Genomic DNA, 17,799 nt, shown 5'->3' on the forward strand with positions numbered 1-17,799 from the left:
CCCTTTCCATCTCGGCGCTGCGCGCCGATCCACCTTCTCCCACAGGGGAGAAGGAAAGAATTGCCCTCAGTTTACGGCGCTGATGTTGCCCAAGCGGAGAAACAGCGTTTCGCCGGAAGAATCGTCGACGCCGTCATTGTCGGTGGCGACGAAGATGTCGCCGTTCTTGTCGATGGTGAAACCTTCGACCTTGTCGATGACATAGCCGTTGGTGGCTGATTTCAGGTCGCCGATGATGTCGCGCACCAGCGTCTTTTCGACCAACGGCAGTTCGCCGCCGAGCTTGGCAGGTTTGAAGGCATCGAGCGCCACCGAATAGACGCGCTTCACCTTGGCCAGGGCGCCGATCTGGTTGTCGCGTTCGAGGATATAGAGCTTGCCGTCATGCGCGGTGATCTCCGACAGCCCCATCCAGCCAGCCTCGGTCGCTTCGAGTGGATAGCGCACCGCCGACCATTCCTTGGCCTTCGGCTTGTAGGCCAAAAGCTTGACCTGGCCCTTCGCATCGTCGGCCCATTCACGCTGCATTGCCATCACCAGCGTCAGGTCGTCGCCCTCGCCGATGGTGGTGATGCCTTCGAGACCGAAGCGGGTCTGGTGGGCGAGCAGGTCCATCGGGAAGCCGATTTCCTGCTTGATCTCGCCCTTGTCGTCGACGCGCAGGATGGCGTGCGGGACGAGCTTTGCCGGATCGCCTTCATTGGCCAGCCAGAAGCCGCCTTCACCATCGGCGACGATGCCTTCGATGTCGAGCTTCTGCGCAGGATGGCCGCCACGCGTGACAATGGTCTTGCCGGTAATCAGCGCCGGCGTCTGCGTGGCATCGATCTCGAAGATCGAGGGCGCGTTGGCGTAGAACGAGTCCGAGGCCGCGAAGAGCTTGCCGGCAGTGTCGCCGGCCGCGAGCGCCGAAAGCGCACCCCAGCCGAGCGGCGTGCCGTCTGCCGTGAGCTTTGCCGTGATCATCGGGTAAGTGGCGGGACCCTCGGAGCGCTCGTAGATCATCACGTGCGAGCGGGCGAGCCCGTCCTCGACCAGGTCGGCCTCGTTGGCGGTGACCAGGAGATTGCGCGAGGGGATCGCGACCAGGCCTTCCGGACCGATGCCGGACGGCAGGATCTGGACAAACTGAGGCTCAGCACCCGTGTCCTTGTAGACGCCGACAACGGAGCCACGCTCCGAAGCGACGAAAATCAGTCTGTCTTCGCCGAAGGCGCCGGTATCGAGACCTTCCGGCTCGATGCCCTTCTTGTTGCGGTCATCGGGATAATGGCCGGCATTGGCGACCTCGTACTCGAAGGACGGACCGGATTCGTAGACAACCTCGCCCTTCTTGCTGAAGATCGTGAAGCCGCGCGAGCCGCCCTTGTAGTCGCCTTCGTTGGCGACGACGAGACGGTCATTGTCGAGCCATTTTACGGCGTCGGGTTCGCGCGCGACGTTTTCCATTTTGCCATCGAAGGAGAAGGCGCCGTTCTTCTTGGTGTCGATCTTATCCAGCGTGACGGAGCCTGCCGAGAAGTGCGTGACGATCGCGCCGGTTTCGGCGTTGACGATGGCGACGTGGTTGTTTTCCTGCAGGGTGACCGCTATCTCGCCGGCTTCGTTGAAGGCGACGAATTCCGGCTCCGGATCTTCCGCTGCAACTTCGGCGATGCCCGCCAGGTTCACACTCTTCATCGTCGCGCAATCAGGCTCGCCTTCGGCAAGCGTGAAGATCTTGAGGTCGCCCGCCGGCATCTGCGGAATTTCTCCGTCGTTCAGCTCCTCGTCGCGCTCGTTCTCGATGGCGATGGCCACGAACTTGCCATCCTTGCTGAACGCCAGCGAGTCCGGTTGACCGCCGAGGTCGCAGGTGCCTTCGATCGCCTTGGAGGCAAGGTCGATGACGGTGAGGTTGCCCGAAGGCTTGGCTTTGCTCTCCGACGTGTTGACGCCAGCCAGCACCTTGCCGCCAATGACCACGACCGAGGTCGGCTCGCCCTCGATCTTGACGATGCCGCCGGCCTTGGGCGCCTTGGGGTCAGTGATGTCGATGAAGCCGACGGCGCCGAGCGGGCTGTCGGAATAGACCAGCGTCATGCCGTCTTCGGTCGCCGTTATGATCTCGGACGAAGTCGGCGTGGTCTTCTCGACGTCCGCCGGGAGGTTTCCGGCGACGGCGAAGCTCGCGACCCGGTTGAACATCATGTCGGCATGGGCCGGCAGCGAAACGGAGGCAGCAAGCGCTGCCGTCAAGACGAAAAGCGCGGAATGGCGGGGCACGGGTGGCGTCTCCTGTTCGAATGGAAGCCACCTGCTTTGGGGGAACGACATTTCAAAGCGATGACGGATCCATGACAGTTCCGCGACAGGCGGTCAGGGTCCCTCGATATTCACCTCATGCTGGCCTGCAAATGGCGGCTTCCTGCGGCCGCGATCGGCACCCCGCAGGGCGAGCAGCAAGAAGGAACCCCTACTCCGCCTCGGCCACCATCTGCCGCCCACCAACCCAGTTCCGCCAGGCTCTCTCGTCGCCGTGGAAGACGTTGAGGTCGATGCGGCCTCTCACGCCGTGCGACAGGCCGGAGCCGGAATACTGCCAGAACACCCATTTGCGGCCGGGATAGACCTTTGACGGGTGCTGTGCCACCGCACGCAGCCAGAACGGATAATCCAAGAACGCGCCTCTGAGATTGTCGCGGTAGAAATCAGGCGCGGTGTAGATGATGGGCCGCTGGCCGTAGTGGCGCTCGAGCTTGTCCATGAACACCTGCATCTTCTCCAGCACCTTTTGCCGCGACGGCCGCCGCTTGCAGCTGGATTCGCCGTTCCACTCGACATCGATCACCGGCGGCAAGGCGCCCTCGACCCTCGGCACGTTGCGGATGAACCAGTCGGCCTGCTCGCCGGCGGTGCGGCACCAGTAGAAGAAATGATAGGCGCCGCGCTTGAGGCCGGCGGCGTCGGCGTTGCGCCAGTTCTTCATGAACATCGGATCAAGATGATCGCCGCCATCGGTCGCCTTGATGTAGGCGAAGTTCGCGCCCTGCCCGCGCAGCTTTGCCCAGTTCACGTTGCCCTGCCAGCGTGAAACGTCGACGCCGTGAACGGCGAGGTGTCTGGGCGAGGCCTTGCCGAAGTTGATCGGCTTGGCGTCACGAAAACGGTAGCGCTGGACCGGCTCGGCGAGGATCGGTGCTGCCCGTGCCAGCCGCTTCGGCGCCACCAGGGCAATCGGCTCGACGGGTGGTTCGATGCTGTCGGCAGGCTCTGGAGTGGCCATCGCCACAGTCTGCTCCGTCGCCTCTTCCTGCGCGAAGTCGGGTGCGGCATCGGCCGCACCGACCGACGCCACCGGCGCGGGCGGCCGCACAACGGAGCTGGTCGTCTCGCTGGACGGCACTTGCAGCGCGTCGACGCCGGACGTGGATGTGCAGCCGGCAAGGCAAAGTGACGCGATCGAGAAGATGACGACGCCTGATAACCGCATCTGGACCTGTACGCAGAACACAACAGACCGAGGGCAAGACAACGCCGCCGGACAACCGATCCAGATTACTAACGAGAAATTGCCAACAAAGTTTGAATCAAATTGTTAGGACGAGAGCTGGGCAATACATGGCGCCCGCTTTATCACCGTAGCGGTGAGAGCTTGGAAACGACGGCAGGACGGAGACGGCGCGAACGATCGCCGACGCCTGCAGGCCCGCTGCCTAGCCGCACAGCCACAGCTTGTGGCAGCTCTCGGCTACCATGTGAGCGGGCGGTATGAAGCGGTCGGTGACGGGGCGATCGTTGACGACCGGTGCGTCATCCCGGCGAACCTTTTCTTCAAGTAGCGAGCGAAGCTCGGCCGGCTGTACGCGGTCACGCTCCATCACGAGCTTGACCATAGGATCGCTCAAAAGCTCATCCAGGGTGTTGATTCTGTCTTCCATCCGTCGCCTCCTCGACTGCCGACCCGCACGTAATAGATAGGCGGCAATGATGGCTCGCCAATGACGCTTTGCCGGCTATCTCGTGTCCCGGATGAAAAAATTGGGCACGCTTTACGCTTCAGTTCGCCTGCGCTTCAGTTCGGGGGTGGCGCGCCTTCATATTGCGGCAGTCCGTCGTCGAGTGGCACCCAGGGCTGCTTCGAGGCGGTCCACATATGCATCTGCGGCCTAAATATCGAAGGGTCGTCGAGCGAGCCTGAGGTCACGCCGATGATGCCGGCGGAGTCGCGCCGGGAAAACATCGTCGTGCCGCAGCGGGGACAAAAGCCGCGCTTGAGATCGGGCGAGGAATTCACCGTCGCCACCGGCCCGTCGATGGTCACGTCGTCGATGCGGAACAGCACGCGTGCGTTGAAGGCCGCGCCCAGCGCCTTCTGGCAGAGCCGGCAATGGCAGACCCGCTCGTTGATCGGCGTGGCATCGGTGCGGTAACGCACCGCGCCGCACAGGCAGCCACCCTGATATCTCGCCATTACCTGCGCCCTCTTTCTGAAGATTGTCTGCAAGGTAGCTGCCGGCACAGCAGCGTCAATTGAAAAGCCTTGATAGGGCCATCTATAGCTGTGATGCGGGAGATGCCATTGGCCCCGAGGACGTGTGCCGGGATTGCCAATGCTTATCGCCGGCTTCAGAGGGATAAGCCTGTCCAGCCATCTCGCGGGAGATGGGCCGGACAGGCCGTTGTCAGGTGGTTATTCCGCCTCGCTGATGACCTCGTCCCAGGTCTTGACCTTGGTCTCGCCATTGAGGAAGGGCAGCGTGACTGCTGTCAGTTCCGGCGCGAAGAACACGTCGTAATGGGTGCGGTTCGGCAGGATGGCCAGCCGGTTCTGCGAAAGGTTCTCGCGCATCCAGCCGGCGTCCTTCAGTCCGCCGCCGAGCATCTGATAGAATTTGATCTCATGCTCGGGCCGGTACATGTCGCTGTCGCCAAAAACCAGCATGACCGGCATCTTCAGCTTGGGTACGTCGGCGGAGTAGTCATAGTCCTTGCGCATATGGGCGCCCAGTTGATCGAGCAGCTTCGGAAAGTCCTGCGGATGCGGCGCGACCGCCACGTAGGACTTGTACATCGGCGTGTCTTTCATCATGTCGGCCATCGCCGCGCCGACCTGCGCCTGCTGGGTGCGCATGTCGGCATAGAAGCCGTCCGAGGCATAGCCTGCCGACACCAGGACCAGCCGGCGCACGGCCTCGGGATGCTGGACGGCCATACGGAAGGCGACACCGCCGCCCAGCGAATAACCCATGACATCGACCTGCTCGTAGCCGAGCGCCTTGATGATCGCCGCCATGTCGTCACCCATCGCCTCCAGGCTCAACGGCCGGTCGCCGAGCGCGGTGCGGCCGTGACCGTGCAGGTCGACGCCGATGACGGTGCGGTTTTCGGCAAACTTCGGCAGGATCGGCGCGAACATGTCGGTGGTGCCGAGACCACCATGCAGCAGAAGCAGCGGCTCGCCCTTGCCGTAGACGGCGTAATAGTAGTTCAGGCCGTTGATCGGCAGCAGGCCGGATTTCGCCGGCTTCGGCATTGCTTTCGTTTCAGTGGTCATGACGGGCTTTGCCTCCTCGGCCTTGGTGGCGCCCGGCGCGGCGAAGAGCGCTGCCGCCGAGGCGAAAATGGCGAAAAACATCGCTCTGGACATGTCGGTCTCCTTCCGTCCCGCTGATATCAAAGCCGCTTGGCGACTTCTTCGAGCTGGTCGGCGCACTGGCCCCAGCCCTCGTGAAAGCCCATCTTCTCGTGCTCTTCGCGATCGGCGACGGACCAATGCGCAACCCGGGCGATGTAGCGGGTCTTGCCCTCGCCCTCATCCTCGAAGGTCAGCACGACCGTCATGAACGGTTTTTCGGACGGCTCCCACGCCTTCGTATAGGCGTCGGTGAGAACGATCTTCTTGCCCGGCACGACTTCGAGGAAGATGCCGGGGTTCGGAAATTCATTGCCGTCGGGTCCCGCCATGACGACGAGGCTGGAGCCGCCGCTGCGCACGTCCATTTCGGCGCGCGGCGTCGTCCACGGCTTTGGCGCGAACCATTGCGTCACGAGCTTCGGCTCGGTCCAGCAGCGATAGACGTTCTCGCGCGGCGCATCGATGATGCGGGCAAGAACCAGTTCGCGGTCGGAGCTGGGGGCGATGTCGAGCTTGGTGGTCATGATGGTCTCCTCACTTGCAAAAGAGTTGGCTTGAATGCCGGTTTCCGTCTCAAGGACGAGCGGGCAACGCGCAGCCCGACAGCGTCCCGCGAAAATTTCCCCAGGCCGATTCCGGCGAACGCCGATGGAGAGCTTAGTGGCGCTTGGCTTGCACCAGATAGGCGTCGATATCGGTCTCGCCGAGCCACTTCGCCGCTTCCAGCCGATGCAGGCCTTCGACCAGGACATGGCGCTTGCCGTCGTGGCGCACCTGGATCGGCGTCTTCATGCCGTTTTCCAGAATGTCTTCGGCCAGATGCCGGACGGTTTCGGGATGCAGTGTCTTCCTGCGCGCGGTCGGCACGTAGATGTCGTCCACCTTGACCTTTTGCACTCTCAGCATGTCGGCTCCCGTGGCGAAAAAGGCCACCCTTTGTGAGATAGTCGGTTTGGCAGGCAAGGCCAAGGCCGGCTGTCAGCTATCGCTGGCCCGATCGTTTCCAATTGACGGTTGGCCGGCAGATGGTCGAAATGACGCGTTCGACCCTTCACAGGCGTTCATGACCAAGCTTCCTACCGAATTCCCCGATTTCGGACTGACGCCCCACCAGCGCCGGCAAGCGGTGCGCGGCCACTACTGGGAATGGCCGGGCATGGATGGCGAACGCGGCGAGATCTGGTGCTACAGCGATCGTTTTTCATACCGCCGGGACGAGACGGTGATGCTGCATGTCAGCTCGACGGCTTCCAGCTTCAGCATATCGATCGTCCGCGACGGCGGCACCGAAACGAAAATGTTCGAGAAGGCTGGGATCGCGGCGCGCTGGCAGGATACACCCGACCAATGTTCGGTCGTAGGCTGCGGCTGGGGCGCTTCGTTTGAATTCCGCGTCGGCGACGACTGGCCGTCCGGAGCCTACCGCGTCACGCTGACGGCGGACGGCCGCGACGGCAAGCCGATCCGCTGCCAGCATCTTTTCATCGTTAGCCCGCAGCCCGGCAAGAAACGCGGTCGTGTGCTGCAGGTTGCAGCCACCGGCACCTGGCTTGCCTACAACACGTGGGGTGGCTCCAATCATTACGAAGGCATCACCGGCCCGAACCGCGACCAGTATGCCCCAATAGTGTCGACGCAGCGGCCATGGTGCCGCGGTTTTGTTGTTCTGCCGAACGAGGCGCCGCGCGTGCCGCTCGAGGTCGCCGTGCCGCCCAGGACCGTGCCGCGCTATCCGCATATGGAATGGGCCTTCGCCACCGGCCATTCGAAGAAATACGCCTCGTCCGGCTGGGCAAGCTATGACAGCCTCTTCTTTCGTTTTGCCGAGCGTGCCGGCTATGGGGTCGATCTCGCCAGTCAGCACGAATTGCATTTTTCGCCCGAAATCCTCGACGGCTATGACTGCGTCGCCTTCGTCGGCCATGACGAATATTGGACCTGGGAGATGCGCGACGCGGTCGACGCCTACGTCGAGCGCGGCGGCCATGCGGCACGCTTCGCCGGCAATTTCATGTGGCAGACCAGGCTGGAGGACGCGGGCCGCCGGCAGGTCTGCTACAAATACCGTGCCCGTGCCGAGGACCCGGTCTATCGGGGCGGCGACGTGACGCGCGCCACTAATTCATGGGAAGCACCTGAGATCGGCCGGCCGGGCGCCTCGACTTTCGGGCTCAATGCGACGGGGGGCCTGTACGCCGGCTGGGGCGGTTGCGCGCCGCGCGGCGTGCGCGGCTTCCCGGTCTACCGGCCGGAGCATTGGGCGTTCGCCGGCACAGGCATCTATTACGGCGACCTGCTCGGCGCCGACAGCCATGTCTATGGCTATGAGGTCGACGGGCTCGACCACGAGATCCGAGGCGGACTGCCCTACCCGGCGCCCAACAGTGGCGCACCGGACGGGCTGCAAATTCTCGCGGTCGGCATGGCTGCCCAAGTCGAGGAGAGCGCCGATGTTCCGTTCGAAGGCCGGTTCCTCGGCGACGAGGACGGACGCTTCACCGCCGAAACGCTGTTCGGCGAGGCGAGCGACGCCAATCTCGACAAGGTCAAGCGCGGCAACGGCATGATCGTCAATTTCCCGCGCGGCAAGGGCGAGGTGTTCCACGCCGGAAGCTGCGAATGGGTCGCCGGCCTGCTAAGGCAGGACCCGATGATCGAGCTCGTTACCAAGAATGTTCTCGACCGCTATCTCGGAAAGTCCTGACATGCTGAAATCCCAGACCCCTGCCCCGGACATCGAGACGCGCCCGTCGCATCTGTTCTATCTGTCCAGCCTCCGCCGGCCGCTGGTCGACCGCGCCGAAGGCATCTACATCTGGACGCAGGACGGCCGCCGCTTCATCGACGGATCGAGCGGACCGATGGTCGCCAATATCGGTCATTCCAACCGCAACGTGCTCGATGCGATGAAGCGGCAGATGGACCGCGCCACCTTCGCCTATCGGCTGCATTTCGAGAACGAGCCGGCCGAGGATCTCGCGCGGCTATTGGCTGCCAAACTCCCAGAAGGCATGGACCGGATCTTCTTCGTCTCGGGTGGCTCGGAAGCGACGGAATCCTGCATCAAGCTCGCCCGGCAGTGGGCAGTGGCGACAGGCCAGCCCAAGCGCTGGAAGGTGATCACCCGCTTTCCCTCCTATCATGGCGGCACGCTTGGTTCGCTATCCGTCACCGGCGACGACGCCTTGGCCGAAACCTTCACACCGATGATGCAGGTCATGCCGACCGTGCCGGCGCCGGCCGCATGGCGCGACCGCGACAATCTCTCGATGGAGCAGCGCGGCATCCGCTACGCCGACATGCTGGAGGAGAAGATCCTCGCCGAGGGACCGGAAAGCGTGCTCGCCTTCATCATGGAGCCGGTCGGCGGCGCTGCCACCGCGGCGCTGGTCGCGCCGGACAGCTATTATCCGCGCATCCGCGAAATCTGCGACCGCTACAGCATCCTGCTCATCCATGATGAAGTGATGAGCGGTGCCGGCCGCACCGGAAAATTCCTCGGTGGCGACCATTGGAACTGCAAGCCCGACATCGTCGCGCTGTCAAAGGGACTGGGCTCGGGCTATGCGCCGCTCGGGGCGCTGGCGGCACCGATACGGCTGGTGCAGCCGCTGCTCGCCTCCGGCGGCTTCCAGCACGGCCACACCTATGCCGGCAATCCGCTCGCCTGCGCCGCCGGGCTCGCCGTGCTTAGCGAAATGGATCGTCTCGGCCTGATCGCCAATGCAGCTGACATGGGCGACCTTTTGATGACCGAGCTGAAGGGGTTGGCCAAGCGGTTTCCGTTCATCGCCGACGTGCGCGGCAAGGGCCTGCTCCTAGGCGCCGAGATGGTTGCCGACCCTGATACGCTGGGGCCGATCGCACCGGCGAACAAGGCCACCCAGCGGCTGCTCGACCTCGCCTATGAGCGCGGCCTGATCATCTATGGGCGAAAGGTCAAGGGCGGCTTCGACGGCGACAATTTCATGGTGGCACCGCCGATGATCGTTACCAAGGAACAGGTCGGCGAAATCGTCGCCATCATCGGCGACTCGCTGCAGGTGCTGGCCGGCGAGCTCGACCTGCCGGTCGAAGGCTGAAAAATGGCGCCGCGAAAAGTCATTGTCACCTGCGCCGTCACCGGGTCGGTGCACACGCCGTCAATGTCGCCGCACCTGCCGGTGACGCCGGACCAGATCGCCGCAGAGGCTATTGCCGCCGCCGAAGCCGGCGCCTCGATCCTGCATCTTCACGCCCGCGATCCCAGCGACGGGCGGCCAACGGCCGATCCTGATGTGTTCATGCAGTTCCTGCCGCGCATCAAGCAGGCAACCGATGCGGTGATCAACATCACCACCGGCGGCTCGTCGCTGATGACGCTCGACCAGCGGCTGGCCGCACCGCTCAGGGCCGAGCCCGAAATGTGCTCGCTCAATATGGGCTCGATGAACTTCGCGCTGTTCCCGATGCTCGACCGACCAAGAGAGTGGCATCACGAGTGGGAGCCCAAGCTGCTTGAAGCGACACGCGACACGATCTTCAAGAACACCTTTGCCGACATGGAGACCGTGCTCGAAAGACTTGGAAAGGGCTGCGGCACACGCTTCGAATTCGAATGCTATGATGTCGGCCACCTCTATTCTTTAGCGCATTTTCGCGACCGGGGGCTGGTGTCGGGACCTCTGTTCATCCAGTTCGTGTTCGGCATATTGGGCGGTATCGGCGCCGATCCCGACAATTTGGTCCATATGAAGCGTATCGCCGACAAACTGTTCGGCGACAGCTATCAGTTTTCGGTGCTGGCCGCCGGCCGCCACCAGATGCCGATGATATCGATTGCGGCAGCGATGGGCGGCAATGTCCGCGTTGGGCTCGAGGATAGCCTCTACGACGGCCGCCAGCTGGCAAAATCCAATGCCGATCAGGTGCGCCGTATCCGCGGCGTGCTCGACGGGCTGTCGCTGGACGTCGCCACGCCAACCGAGGCGCGGGAGATGCTGGCGCTCAAAGGCGGCGATAGGGTGGCATTCTGAGATGGTTTTGGCCTGAGATGCTTGCGATCCGTCACACCCCGGGGGGTGCATGGGCGCCCTGCCTGCCGTGAGTACGCCATCAACAAACGTCCTCATCCGGCCCGGCACCGTCGAGGACATCGAAACCATCCATGCTGCGATCCTGCGGCTTGGCGCCCATATCGGTGCGCCCGAGGAAATCACTTCTACGGCCGACGACCTTCGCACCTACGGCTTTGGCGAAAACCCTGCCTTCTCAACGCTGATTGCGGAAGTCGGCGGCGAGTTCGCCGGCCTGTGCCTGCATTTCCCGATCTTCTCGACCTGGATGGGCCGGCCCGGCGTCTATGTGCAGGACCTCTATGTCGAGGACCGGTTTCGCGGCCGCAGGATCGGCGAACGCCTGCTGCGCCGTGCCGCGCGAGAATGCCGGAAGGACGGCGGCGTCTACCTCAGACTGGCCGTCGATACCGACAATGAAACCGCCAAAGCCTTTTACGAAAGACTGGGCATTGCCTGGTCGAGCTACGAGCAGGTGCAGAAGATCGTCGGCGACGCGTTCTTTGCCTTCGCCGATGCACCCGATGATGAGGAGCCAAGATGAAAGCCTTCTATGCCGAAGAACAGAAGCGCCATGATCCCAAGGCATTCCTCTCCAGCGGTGCGCAGAAACCCAATCCGGAAAAGCCGGAACGCGTCGAACGGCTGCTCGCCGGCGCAAGGGCCGCCGGCTGCACGATCGAACGGCCGAGAGATCACGGGCCAGGACCGGTTGCGGCGGTGCATACGCCCGAATATCTCGATTTTCTCGAGCACATCTTTGTGCGCTGGCAGCGCATCGAAGGCGCTTCGGCGGAAGTGATCCCCAACATCCATCCGATCGCGCGGGGCGGCTCCTATCCGGCCTCGGCGGTCGGCCAGGCCGGCTATCACATGGCCGACACCGCTTGCCCGATCTCAAGCGAGACCTGGCAGAGCGCGCTGTGGAGCGCCTGGAGCGCAGTCGAGGCCGCTGAGGCCGTGATGTCAGGCGCACCGGCTGCCTATGCGCTCTGCCGCCCGCCCGGCCACCACGCCTTTGCCGATGTCGCCGGCGGCTTCTGTTTCATCAACAATTCAGCGGTCGCGGCACAGACGCTCCGCAAGAATGCGGCGCGGGTGGCGATCCTCGACGTCGACCTGCATCACGGCAACGGCACGCAAGGCATTTTCTATGCGCGGCCGGACGTGCTCACCGTCTCGCTGCATGCCGATCCGGTGCGCTTCTACCCGTTCTTCTGGGGCCATGCCGACGAACGTGGCGAAGGGGCTGGCCTCGGCTACAATTTCAACCTGCCGCTGGCGCGCAAATCCGGCGACGCCGCATTCCTCGACGCGCTGGATGTGGCTTTCCAGCGTATCCGCGCCTTTGCGCCAGAAGCGCTTGTCGTGGCGCTCGGTCTCGACTCCTTCGAAGGCGATCCGTTCGGCGGACTGTCGGTAACGACACCGGGCTTCTCGCGCATCGGCGAGGCTATCGCCGGCCTCGGCCTGCCGATGGTCATCGTGCAGGAGGGCGGCTATCTCTGCGACGAGCTCGGCGACAATCTTACTGCCTTCCTCACCGGCTTCGGCGGCGGCAGGAAGTGGTAATATCAGCCGGATATCGCGTCAGAACCGCTCCTGTCGCAGCATGGCGACGACACGGCGCACGCTCTCCAGCGTCTCGTCGATCTCGGCCGCCGTGTTGTAATGGGCGATGCCGATGCGCACGACGCCCTGTTCGGCCGGAATGCCGAGCTGGTGGACGACCTCCCAGGCGTAGTTGTGGCCGGACCACAGGAAGATGTTTTCCGCGTTCATCTGCCGTACGATCGTCTCCGGCACCATGCCGTCGACGGTGAAGGAGATCGTCGGGACGCGCTCCCCGACACGCGCCGGATCGGTAATGCCATGGATGGTCAGGCCTGAGATAGCCGACAGGCCGTCGATCAGCCTTTGCGCCAGCGGGTTCTCATAAATTATTGATCTTTCGAATGCCTTGGCGATCCTGGCGCGGCGCGAGCCGCCATCGCCTGCAGCCGCGCCGAGTTCCGCAAAGTAATCGACCGCGGCCGTCAGTCCGGCCATCAGCTCGATCTGCGGCGTGCCGAGTTCGAACCGCTCCGGCAGAGCATTGGACGAACAGCGGCATTTGTACGGTTTCAGTCTGTCGATGACATCAAGCCTGCCCCACAATATGCCCATATGCGGCCCGAAGAATTTATAGGCCGAGCAGATCAGGAAATCGCAGCCAATATCCCTGACGTCGATCAGGCCGTGCGGCGCGAACTGAACGGCGTCGACATAGACCAGGGCGCCGGTCTGCTTGGCAACGCGCGTCAGCGCCTTCACCCGGTTAATCGAGCCGGTCAGATTGCTCGCGTAGTTCAAAGCGACCAGCCGGGTCCTGTCGGTGAGCAGCGTAGCAAGCGCCGCCTCCTCGATCTGCCAGCTCTGCTTGTCGAAAGACAGCCAGTGCACGACAAGGCCAAGGTCTTCGGCCAGCTGCAGCCACGGCGATACGTTGCCCTCGTGGTCCATGCGGGTGAGAATGATTTCGTCGCCCGGTTTCATCGTGCGGCCGAGCGTGCGCGACATGTGATAGGTCAGAGTCGTCATGTTGGCGCCGATGATGATTTCCTGAGGGCTCGCAGAACCCAGGAAATCGGCCATCGCCGCATGGGCGTCATCGACGATTTGTTGCGCTGCGATCGTGGTTTCGAAGAATCCGCCGAGATTCGCGTTTGTGGTCAGCAGGCAGCGTGACACCGCGTCGGCAACCGCTTGCGGCACCTGCGTGCCGGCAGGGTTGTCGAGGTAGATGCGGCGACGGCCCTTGTCGGTCAGCGACAGGGCCGGAAATTTCTCGCGCACGCCCTCAATCGGAAAATTCACTTTTTCTCCCTCCCTCTTGTAATTATTTGGCAATCACACCTTACAGCGCAGGAAATCTGCTCACGGACACGGGTTACCGACACGCTGGTGAATTGCATCGACCGCCTTCTGCATGTCCTCGGTCCAGACGACATCGGCGCAAGACAGCGCCATTTCGAGCTGCGAAATGGTCGTCGCACCGATGATGCTCGAGGTGACGAAGGGCCGGCTCGTGACATAAGCATTGGCAAACAATGCCGGCTCCATGCCGAAAGAGCGCGCCAGCTCGTTGTACGCAAACTGTGCTTCCGCAGCGTTGGGCGTCTCATAGCGCTGACCGCGGTTGAAAAGCTGAGAACGCGAGCCTTGCGGCCGCGCGCCATGCTCGTACTTTCCGGTTAGGTAGCCTTGTCCCAGTGGCGAATAGGCGAGAAACGAAACCTGTTCGCGCTCGCAGACTTCGGCGAGGTTCACCTCGAAGCTGCGGTTGACGAGATTATAGGCGTTCTGCAGCGACACCAGACGCGGACCGAGGCCCTTGTCGGCTTCGGCGATGAACCGCATGACGCCCCAGGAGCTCTCGTTCGACAGGCCGAAATGGCGGATTTTTCCAGCCTTGACCAGTTCGTCGAAGACGGCGAGTGTCTCGGTGATCGGCGTCTCGCCAGCCGGTGCGCCGACGGAATCGGATCGTGACGCTACGGCGCCGATACGGTTCGGATTGGCGCCCCACGGCACGTCCCGTTCCGGCCAATGGATCTGATAGAGATCGATATAATCGGTGTTGAGCCTGGTCAGCGACTTTTCGACGGCATCGAAGATGTCGGCGCGCACCAGCTTCGAGGGGCGCCCGCCGCGGAACCATGCATTGGCGGTGCGGCCAACCACTTTCGAGGCGAGGATCATTTGATCGCGATTGCGCTTCGCTTTCAACCAGCTGCCGATGATTCTCTCGGTCCAGCCCTGCGTCTCCGCCTTGGGCGGGATCGGGTAGAGCTCGGCGGTGTCGATGAAGTTGACGCCGCGCGAAAAGGCCAGGTCCATCTGGGCGTGGCCGTCCGCTTCGGTGTTCTGCTGGCCCCAGGTCATCGATCCCAGGCAAATCTGGGAAACAAGAAGATCGGTCCGACCGAGGCGGCGTTTGTGCATGGGACTTTCTCCGGCGGGAAATTTTCGCGCGGCTGCGCGGCGAGGACGCTGCAGCATACAGGAAGGCGCGGGCTTCTCCACGCCCGCCGCCAATCGGCTAGCGACTTTTCCGTGAAACCTAGCCAGGGCGTGTAGTAAAAAGCCGGACTGCATTTTTCATGCAGTCCGGAATTTCGCCAGGAATGGCGAGGAAAAAACCGGCCCTATGCCGGCCCTGAGACATACGGTCCGCCCGCGCCGGAAGTTTCACCGGACAAGTCGATTGTGGTCAAAATAATCAGCGCAGCATGGCTGCCATGCAAATGCTGCACTGCACAATTGTCATGATTTGCCTATATTGGGAGCTGTGGAGGATCAACAAGGGGCCTGATTCATGGGGTTCTTCACTGAAATGTTCGCCCGTCCGCGACCGCAGGAACATCTGCGCTATCGCGCGGCACTTGCCCTGCTTCATTCGATGAGCAATGCCGACCGCGCCGACATTGGCATCAAACCCGCCGACTTTCCGCGCGTCGCCCGCGAAATGTCCTCCCGCTAGTCGGATATCCCGGCTCGACCCGGGATATTGCCTCGCCAATTCTTCAACGCGATCCCATGAAAATCGCCTTGCTCAGCGGCACGCCATTGTGGCGCAGGATGTCGTAGGCGGTGGTCATGTGGAAATAGAAATTGGGCATGGCGAGATGCAGCAGATACTGCATGCCGACCATCGAAAACTCGCGCTGGCCAAGCTTCAGCTCGATCATTCTGTCATCGGAGCCGTCCATATCGGCAGCCGAGAATGTCGCCAGATGGTCGACGGTCTTGGCGATGCGCGCCTGGAGATCGGCAAAGCTCGCCTCGTTGTCTTCGTATTTGGGCACCTCGCGGCCGGCAAGCCGCGACGGCGCGCCCTTGGCGTGGTCCGTGGCGATCTGCACCTGCCTGGTCAGCGCGTACATGTCCGGCGCCAGCCTCGACGTCAAGAACACTTGCGGATCGATCTTGCGGTCAAGCGCATTCTGCTCGGCGATATCCAGCACGTTGGATAGCGCGTTCAATCTGGCCGAAAACACCGGCACGGACGCTTCGTACATCGATATGGTCATGTGAATCTCCTATCCGGCGGGAACGCCGACGGCGGGACCTAGCGCCTCCGCGGGCGATTCTTCAAGCGTCACCACGTCGCCGCAATCGGTATGATAGGATTTCCCACCTGGTGGAGATTCCCGATGAGAAGCGCCCTTTTCGCAGCGATCGCTTTTTTCTCCTTTGCCGTAACGGGCCAGCCAGCGCTCGCCGCCGAAGCGCCTTATGTCGACGACAGGTCGGACGCCGAAGCGGTCATCCGCTCGTTCTACAGCGCCGTCAACCGGCAAGAATTCGCGCGCGCCTGGGATTATTTCGGCGACACCAAGCCGGCCAAGGATTTCGACGCCTTCGTAAAGGGCTATGACGGCACCAACGCCGTCGAAGTCAAAACCGGCGCCGTGTCCGAAGACGGTGCTGCCGGCAGCATCTATTACAGCGTTCCGGTCGCCATCCGGGCGACAGCTAAGGACGGCAGCGAAAATGTCTTTGCGGGCTGCTACACGCTGCGCCAGGTCAACGCCTCGATCCAGGAACCGCCATTTCGCCCGATCTTCATCGACAAGGGCGCGCTGAAACCGGCGAAGGCCGATTTCGAGAATGCTGTGCCGGAAAGCTGCGGCGACGGACCGCCGCCGCCGAAGAAGGATGCGGCGCTGGAGCGGGCCAAGGAGGCGTTTGCGGCCACCTATGGCGAACAATGCGACAAGGAGATGCCTGGCGGCGAGCCTTTGGGAGAGCCGGACGCCTACTCGCTCCGCTACAAGGATGCTGGCGCCGCGGCCGACGAGCCCGAACGCGAGACGCGGCTGTTCCGATTCTTCTGCTCCATGGCTGCCTACAATGAGAGTGCCGTCTACTATGTCTATGACGAGATATCCGGCGTCCGGCAGCTGCAGTTCGCCTCGCCGGAACTCGATATCCACTATGAGAACAACGATAGCGAAGGCAAGGTCGAGGCGATGAACGTCACCGGCTTCCAGACCGACGACCAGTTGGTCAATTCCGAATTTGACGACGTCACCAAGACGATCTCGTCCCTCAACAAGTGGCGCGGCGTCGGCGATGCCTCATCAGCCGGGACATATCTTTTTCGCAACGGCAATTTCTCGCTGGTGCAGTACGATGTCGACGCCTCCTACGACGGCGAGATCAACCCGCAGACGGTGGTGGACTACAACACCGCGCCTTAAGGGGCCTTCGACAGCATCCAATTGAGCGTGCCGCGCCAGTCGGTCATGCGGATCGGCGTGCCGTGCGTGCCTGTCTCGAAACGAACAAAGCGGGCCGGATAGGTTTTCGATTTGGCAAGGATCGAACGGAAGAAGGATTCCTGCTTTGCCACCGGAAACACCGGATCCTTGCTGCCGTGGCCGAAGAAGACGGGAACACGACGCTTGAAAGCCGGGCTCGAGAAGAAACCCTCATCCCACAGCGAGCCGAGCAGCAGCAACCCGTCGATGCGGCCGCCCATGTCCTTGCGGGCGGCTAGCTTCCAGCACAACGCGCCGCCCATCGAGCCGCAGGCAACGAAGATCTTCGCGCCCGGCGACTGTTCGGCATAATGGCCAATCAGCGCGGCGATCTGGGCGGCACCGGTGTCGCCGAAATCGGAAAAGTCCGGGCTGAGATAGAGGCCGCCATTGCCGGCCATCAGGTTCTTGATGCGGTTGAAATTGCCACCGAATGTGAAGTCGTCGACGCCCTGCTTACGGCTGCCGCCCTGCCCGTGCAAATAGAGCACGATAATACCGGCGCCTTGCGTGTGGCCGACGGCGACGTGGCGGATATTGCCGGCATCGGTCTTCAGCGACAGATCCTGCTGCACCTTGCGCACGCCGGTATTGACATACTGCGCGTGCGCGCGGCGCTCCGGCACCTCGTCGCGGGCGTTGATATCGCGCAGCTCACGATAGTCGATAACTGTATAAGCGCCTTTGTTCCCCGACGAGAGCGTGGCCGGATAGGCAAACAGGTCGTCCTTGAAGGGCTTTAGCGACAGCGTTTGACCATACGCCAAACCCGAAAACAAAAGAAATATCGAGATTAGAAGGGGTAAAGGGAAAGCCATGCCAA

General features: G+C 62.5%; 18 protein-coding genes. 7 read left to right on the forward strand and 11 right to left on the reverse strand.

Features of this window, described 5'->3' with window-relative positions; genetic code table 11:
• Positions 1–66: 66 nt before the first annotated feature.
• The 7 genes from EN807_RS28795 to EN807_RS28825 all read right to left on the reverse strand — a co-directional run bounded on the left by EN807_RS28795 (position 67) and on the right by EN807_RS28825 (position 6,523).
• Positions 67–2,265 carry an esterase-like activity of phytase family protein gene (locus EN807_RS28795; RefSeq protein ID WP_127317031.1) on the reverse strand — a complete coding sequence of 733 codons (2,199 nt, stop codon included), beginning with the start codon at positions 2,263–2,265 and terminating at the stop codon, positions 67–69.
• 190 nt (positions 2,266–2,455) lie between these two features.
• On the reverse strand, positions 2,456–3,472 hold the full coding sequence (locus EN807_RS28800) for a GH25 family lysozyme (RefSeq protein WP_127317032.1): 1,017 nt from the start codon (positions 3,470–3,472) through the stop codon (positions 2,456–2,458).
• Between the two features lie 223 nt (positions 3,473–3,695).
• Positions 3,696–3,920, reverse strand: coding sequence for a hypothetical protein (locus EN807_RS28805; protein WP_135937639.1), 225 nt, complete (start codon positions 3,918–3,920; stop codon positions 3,696–3,698).
• Positions 3,921–4,054: 134 nt separating this feature from the next.
• On the reverse strand, positions 4,055–4,453 hold the full coding sequence (locus tag EN807_RS28810; RefSeq protein WP_128204331.1) for a GFA family protein: 399 nt from the start codon (positions 4,451–4,453) through the stop codon (positions 4,055–4,057).
• A 219-nt stretch (positions 4,454–4,672) separates the two neighbouring features.
• Positions 4,673–5,629 carry an alpha/beta hydrolase gene (locus EN807_RS28815; protein WP_135937640.1) on the reverse strand — a complete coding sequence of 319 codons (957 nt, stop codon included), beginning with the start codon at positions 5,627–5,629 and terminating at the stop codon, positions 4,673–4,675.
• A gap of 26 nt (positions 5,630–5,655) precedes the next feature.
• Entirely contained in the window at positions 5,656–6,141 is a 486-nt protein-coding gene (locus tag EN807_RS28820; RefSeq protein WP_135937641.1) for an SRPBCC family protein, read from the reverse strand.
• Between the two features lie 133 nt (positions 6,142–6,274).
• Positions 6,275–6,523 carry a ParB N-terminal domain-containing protein gene (locus tag EN807_RS28825; protein WP_065008163.1) on the reverse strand — a complete coding sequence of 83 codons (249 nt, stop codon included), beginning with the start codon at positions 6,521–6,523 and terminating at the stop codon, positions 6,275–6,277.
• A gap of 157 nt (positions 6,524–6,680) precedes the next feature.
• Between EN807_RS28825 and EN807_RS28830 the strand changes: the two genes are divergently transcribed.
• The 5 genes from EN807_RS28830 to EN807_RS28850 all read left to right on the forward strand — a co-directional run bounded on the left by EN807_RS28830 (position 6,681) and on the right by EN807_RS28850 (position 12,243).
• Entirely contained in the window at positions 6,681–8,321 is a 1,641-nt protein-coding gene (locus EN807_RS28830; protein WP_135937642.1) for a N,N-dimethylformamidase beta subunit family domain-containing protein, read from the forward strand.
• Between the two features lies 1 nt (position 8,322).
• Complete coding sequence (locus EN807_RS28835) at positions 8,323–9,699, forward strand: aspartate aminotransferase family protein (RefSeq protein ID WP_135937643.1); 1,377 nt, start codon at positions 8,323–8,325, stop codon at positions 9,697–9,699.
• Between the two features lie 3 nt (positions 9,700–9,702).
• Positions 9,703–10,632 carry a 3-keto-5-aminohexanoate cleavage protein gene (locus EN807_RS28840; protein WP_135937644.1) on the forward strand — a complete coding sequence of 310 codons (930 nt, stop codon included), beginning with the start codon at positions 9,703–9,705 and terminating at the stop codon, positions 10,630–10,632.
• Between the two features lie 67 nt (positions 10,633–10,699).
• Positions 10,700–11,215 (forward strand): GNAT family N-acetyltransferase, encoded by a 516-nt coding sequence (locus tag EN807_RS28845; RefSeq protein WP_246684413.1) that lies wholly within the window; start codon positions 10,700–10,702, stop codon positions 11,213–11,215.
• A complete protein-coding gene (locus EN807_RS28850; RefSeq protein ID WP_135937646.1) occupies positions 11,212–12,243 on the forward strand; it encodes a histone deacetylase family protein in 1,032 nt (343 codons plus the stop codon). Before EN807_RS28845 ends, EN807_RS28850 begins: the two co-directional genes overlap by 4 nt.
• An 18-nt stretch (positions 12,244–12,261) precedes the next feature.
• Here the strand turns inward: EN807_RS28850 and EN807_RS28855 are convergent, their stop codons facing one another.
• Both EN807_RS28855 and EN807_RS28860 read right to left on the reverse strand, forming a co-directional pair.
• Entirely contained in the window at positions 12,262–13,527 is a 1,266-nt protein-coding gene (locus EN807_RS28855; RefSeq protein ID WP_135937647.1) for a cysteine desulfurase-like protein, read from the reverse strand.
• 60 nt (positions 13,528–13,587) lie between these two features.
• Entirely contained in the window at positions 13,588–14,655 is a 1,068-nt protein-coding gene (locus EN807_RS28860) for an aldo/keto reductase (RefSeq protein WP_135937648.1), read from the reverse strand.
• A gap of 373 nt (positions 14,656–15,028) precedes the next feature.
• On the opposite strand from EN807_RS28860, the gene EN807_RS28865 reads away from it, so the two are divergent.
• Positions 15,029–15,193 (forward strand): hypothetical protein, encoded by a 165-nt coding sequence (locus tag EN807_RS28865; RefSeq protein WP_127319746.1) that lies wholly within the window; start codon positions 15,029–15,031, stop codon positions 15,191–15,193.
• A 43-nt stretch (positions 15,194–15,236) separates the two neighbouring features.
• Here the strand turns inward: EN807_RS28865 and EN807_RS28870 are convergent, their stop codons facing one another.
• Positions 15,237–15,743 (reverse strand): DUF1993 family protein, encoded by a 507-nt coding sequence (locus EN807_RS28870; RefSeq protein ID WP_135937649.1) that lies wholly within the window; start codon positions 15,741–15,743, stop codon positions 15,237–15,239.
• Positions 15,744–15,866: 123 nt separating this feature from the next.
• Here EN807_RS28870 and EN807_RS28875 point away from each other — a divergent pair, with 123 nt between their 5' ends.
• The gene (locus tag EN807_RS28875) at positions 15,867–16,916 is read left to right on the forward strand and encodes a DUF1176 domain-containing protein (RefSeq protein WP_135937650.1); all 1,050 of its coding nucleotides are present in this window, start codon (positions 15,867–15,869) and stop codon (positions 16,914–16,916) included.
• On the opposite strand, the gene EN807_RS28880 is transcribed toward EN807_RS28875, so the two are convergent.
• Complete coding sequence (locus tag EN807_RS28880) at positions 16,913–17,794, reverse strand: alpha/beta hydrolase (RefSeq protein ID WP_246684415.1); 882 nt, start codon at positions 17,792–17,794, stop codon at positions 16,913–16,915. The genes EN807_RS28875 and EN807_RS28880 overlap by 4 nt on opposite strands.
• Positions 17,795–17,799: the final 5 nt, after the last annotated feature.

It is taken from the genome of Mesorhizobium sp. M5C.F.Ca.ET.164.01.1.1, assembly GCF_004792125.1.
In the GTDB taxonomy this organism is placed as follows: domain Bacteria; phylum Pseudomonadota; class Alphaproteobacteria; order Rhizobiales; family Rhizobiaceae; genus Mesorhizobium; species Mesorhizobium wenxiniae.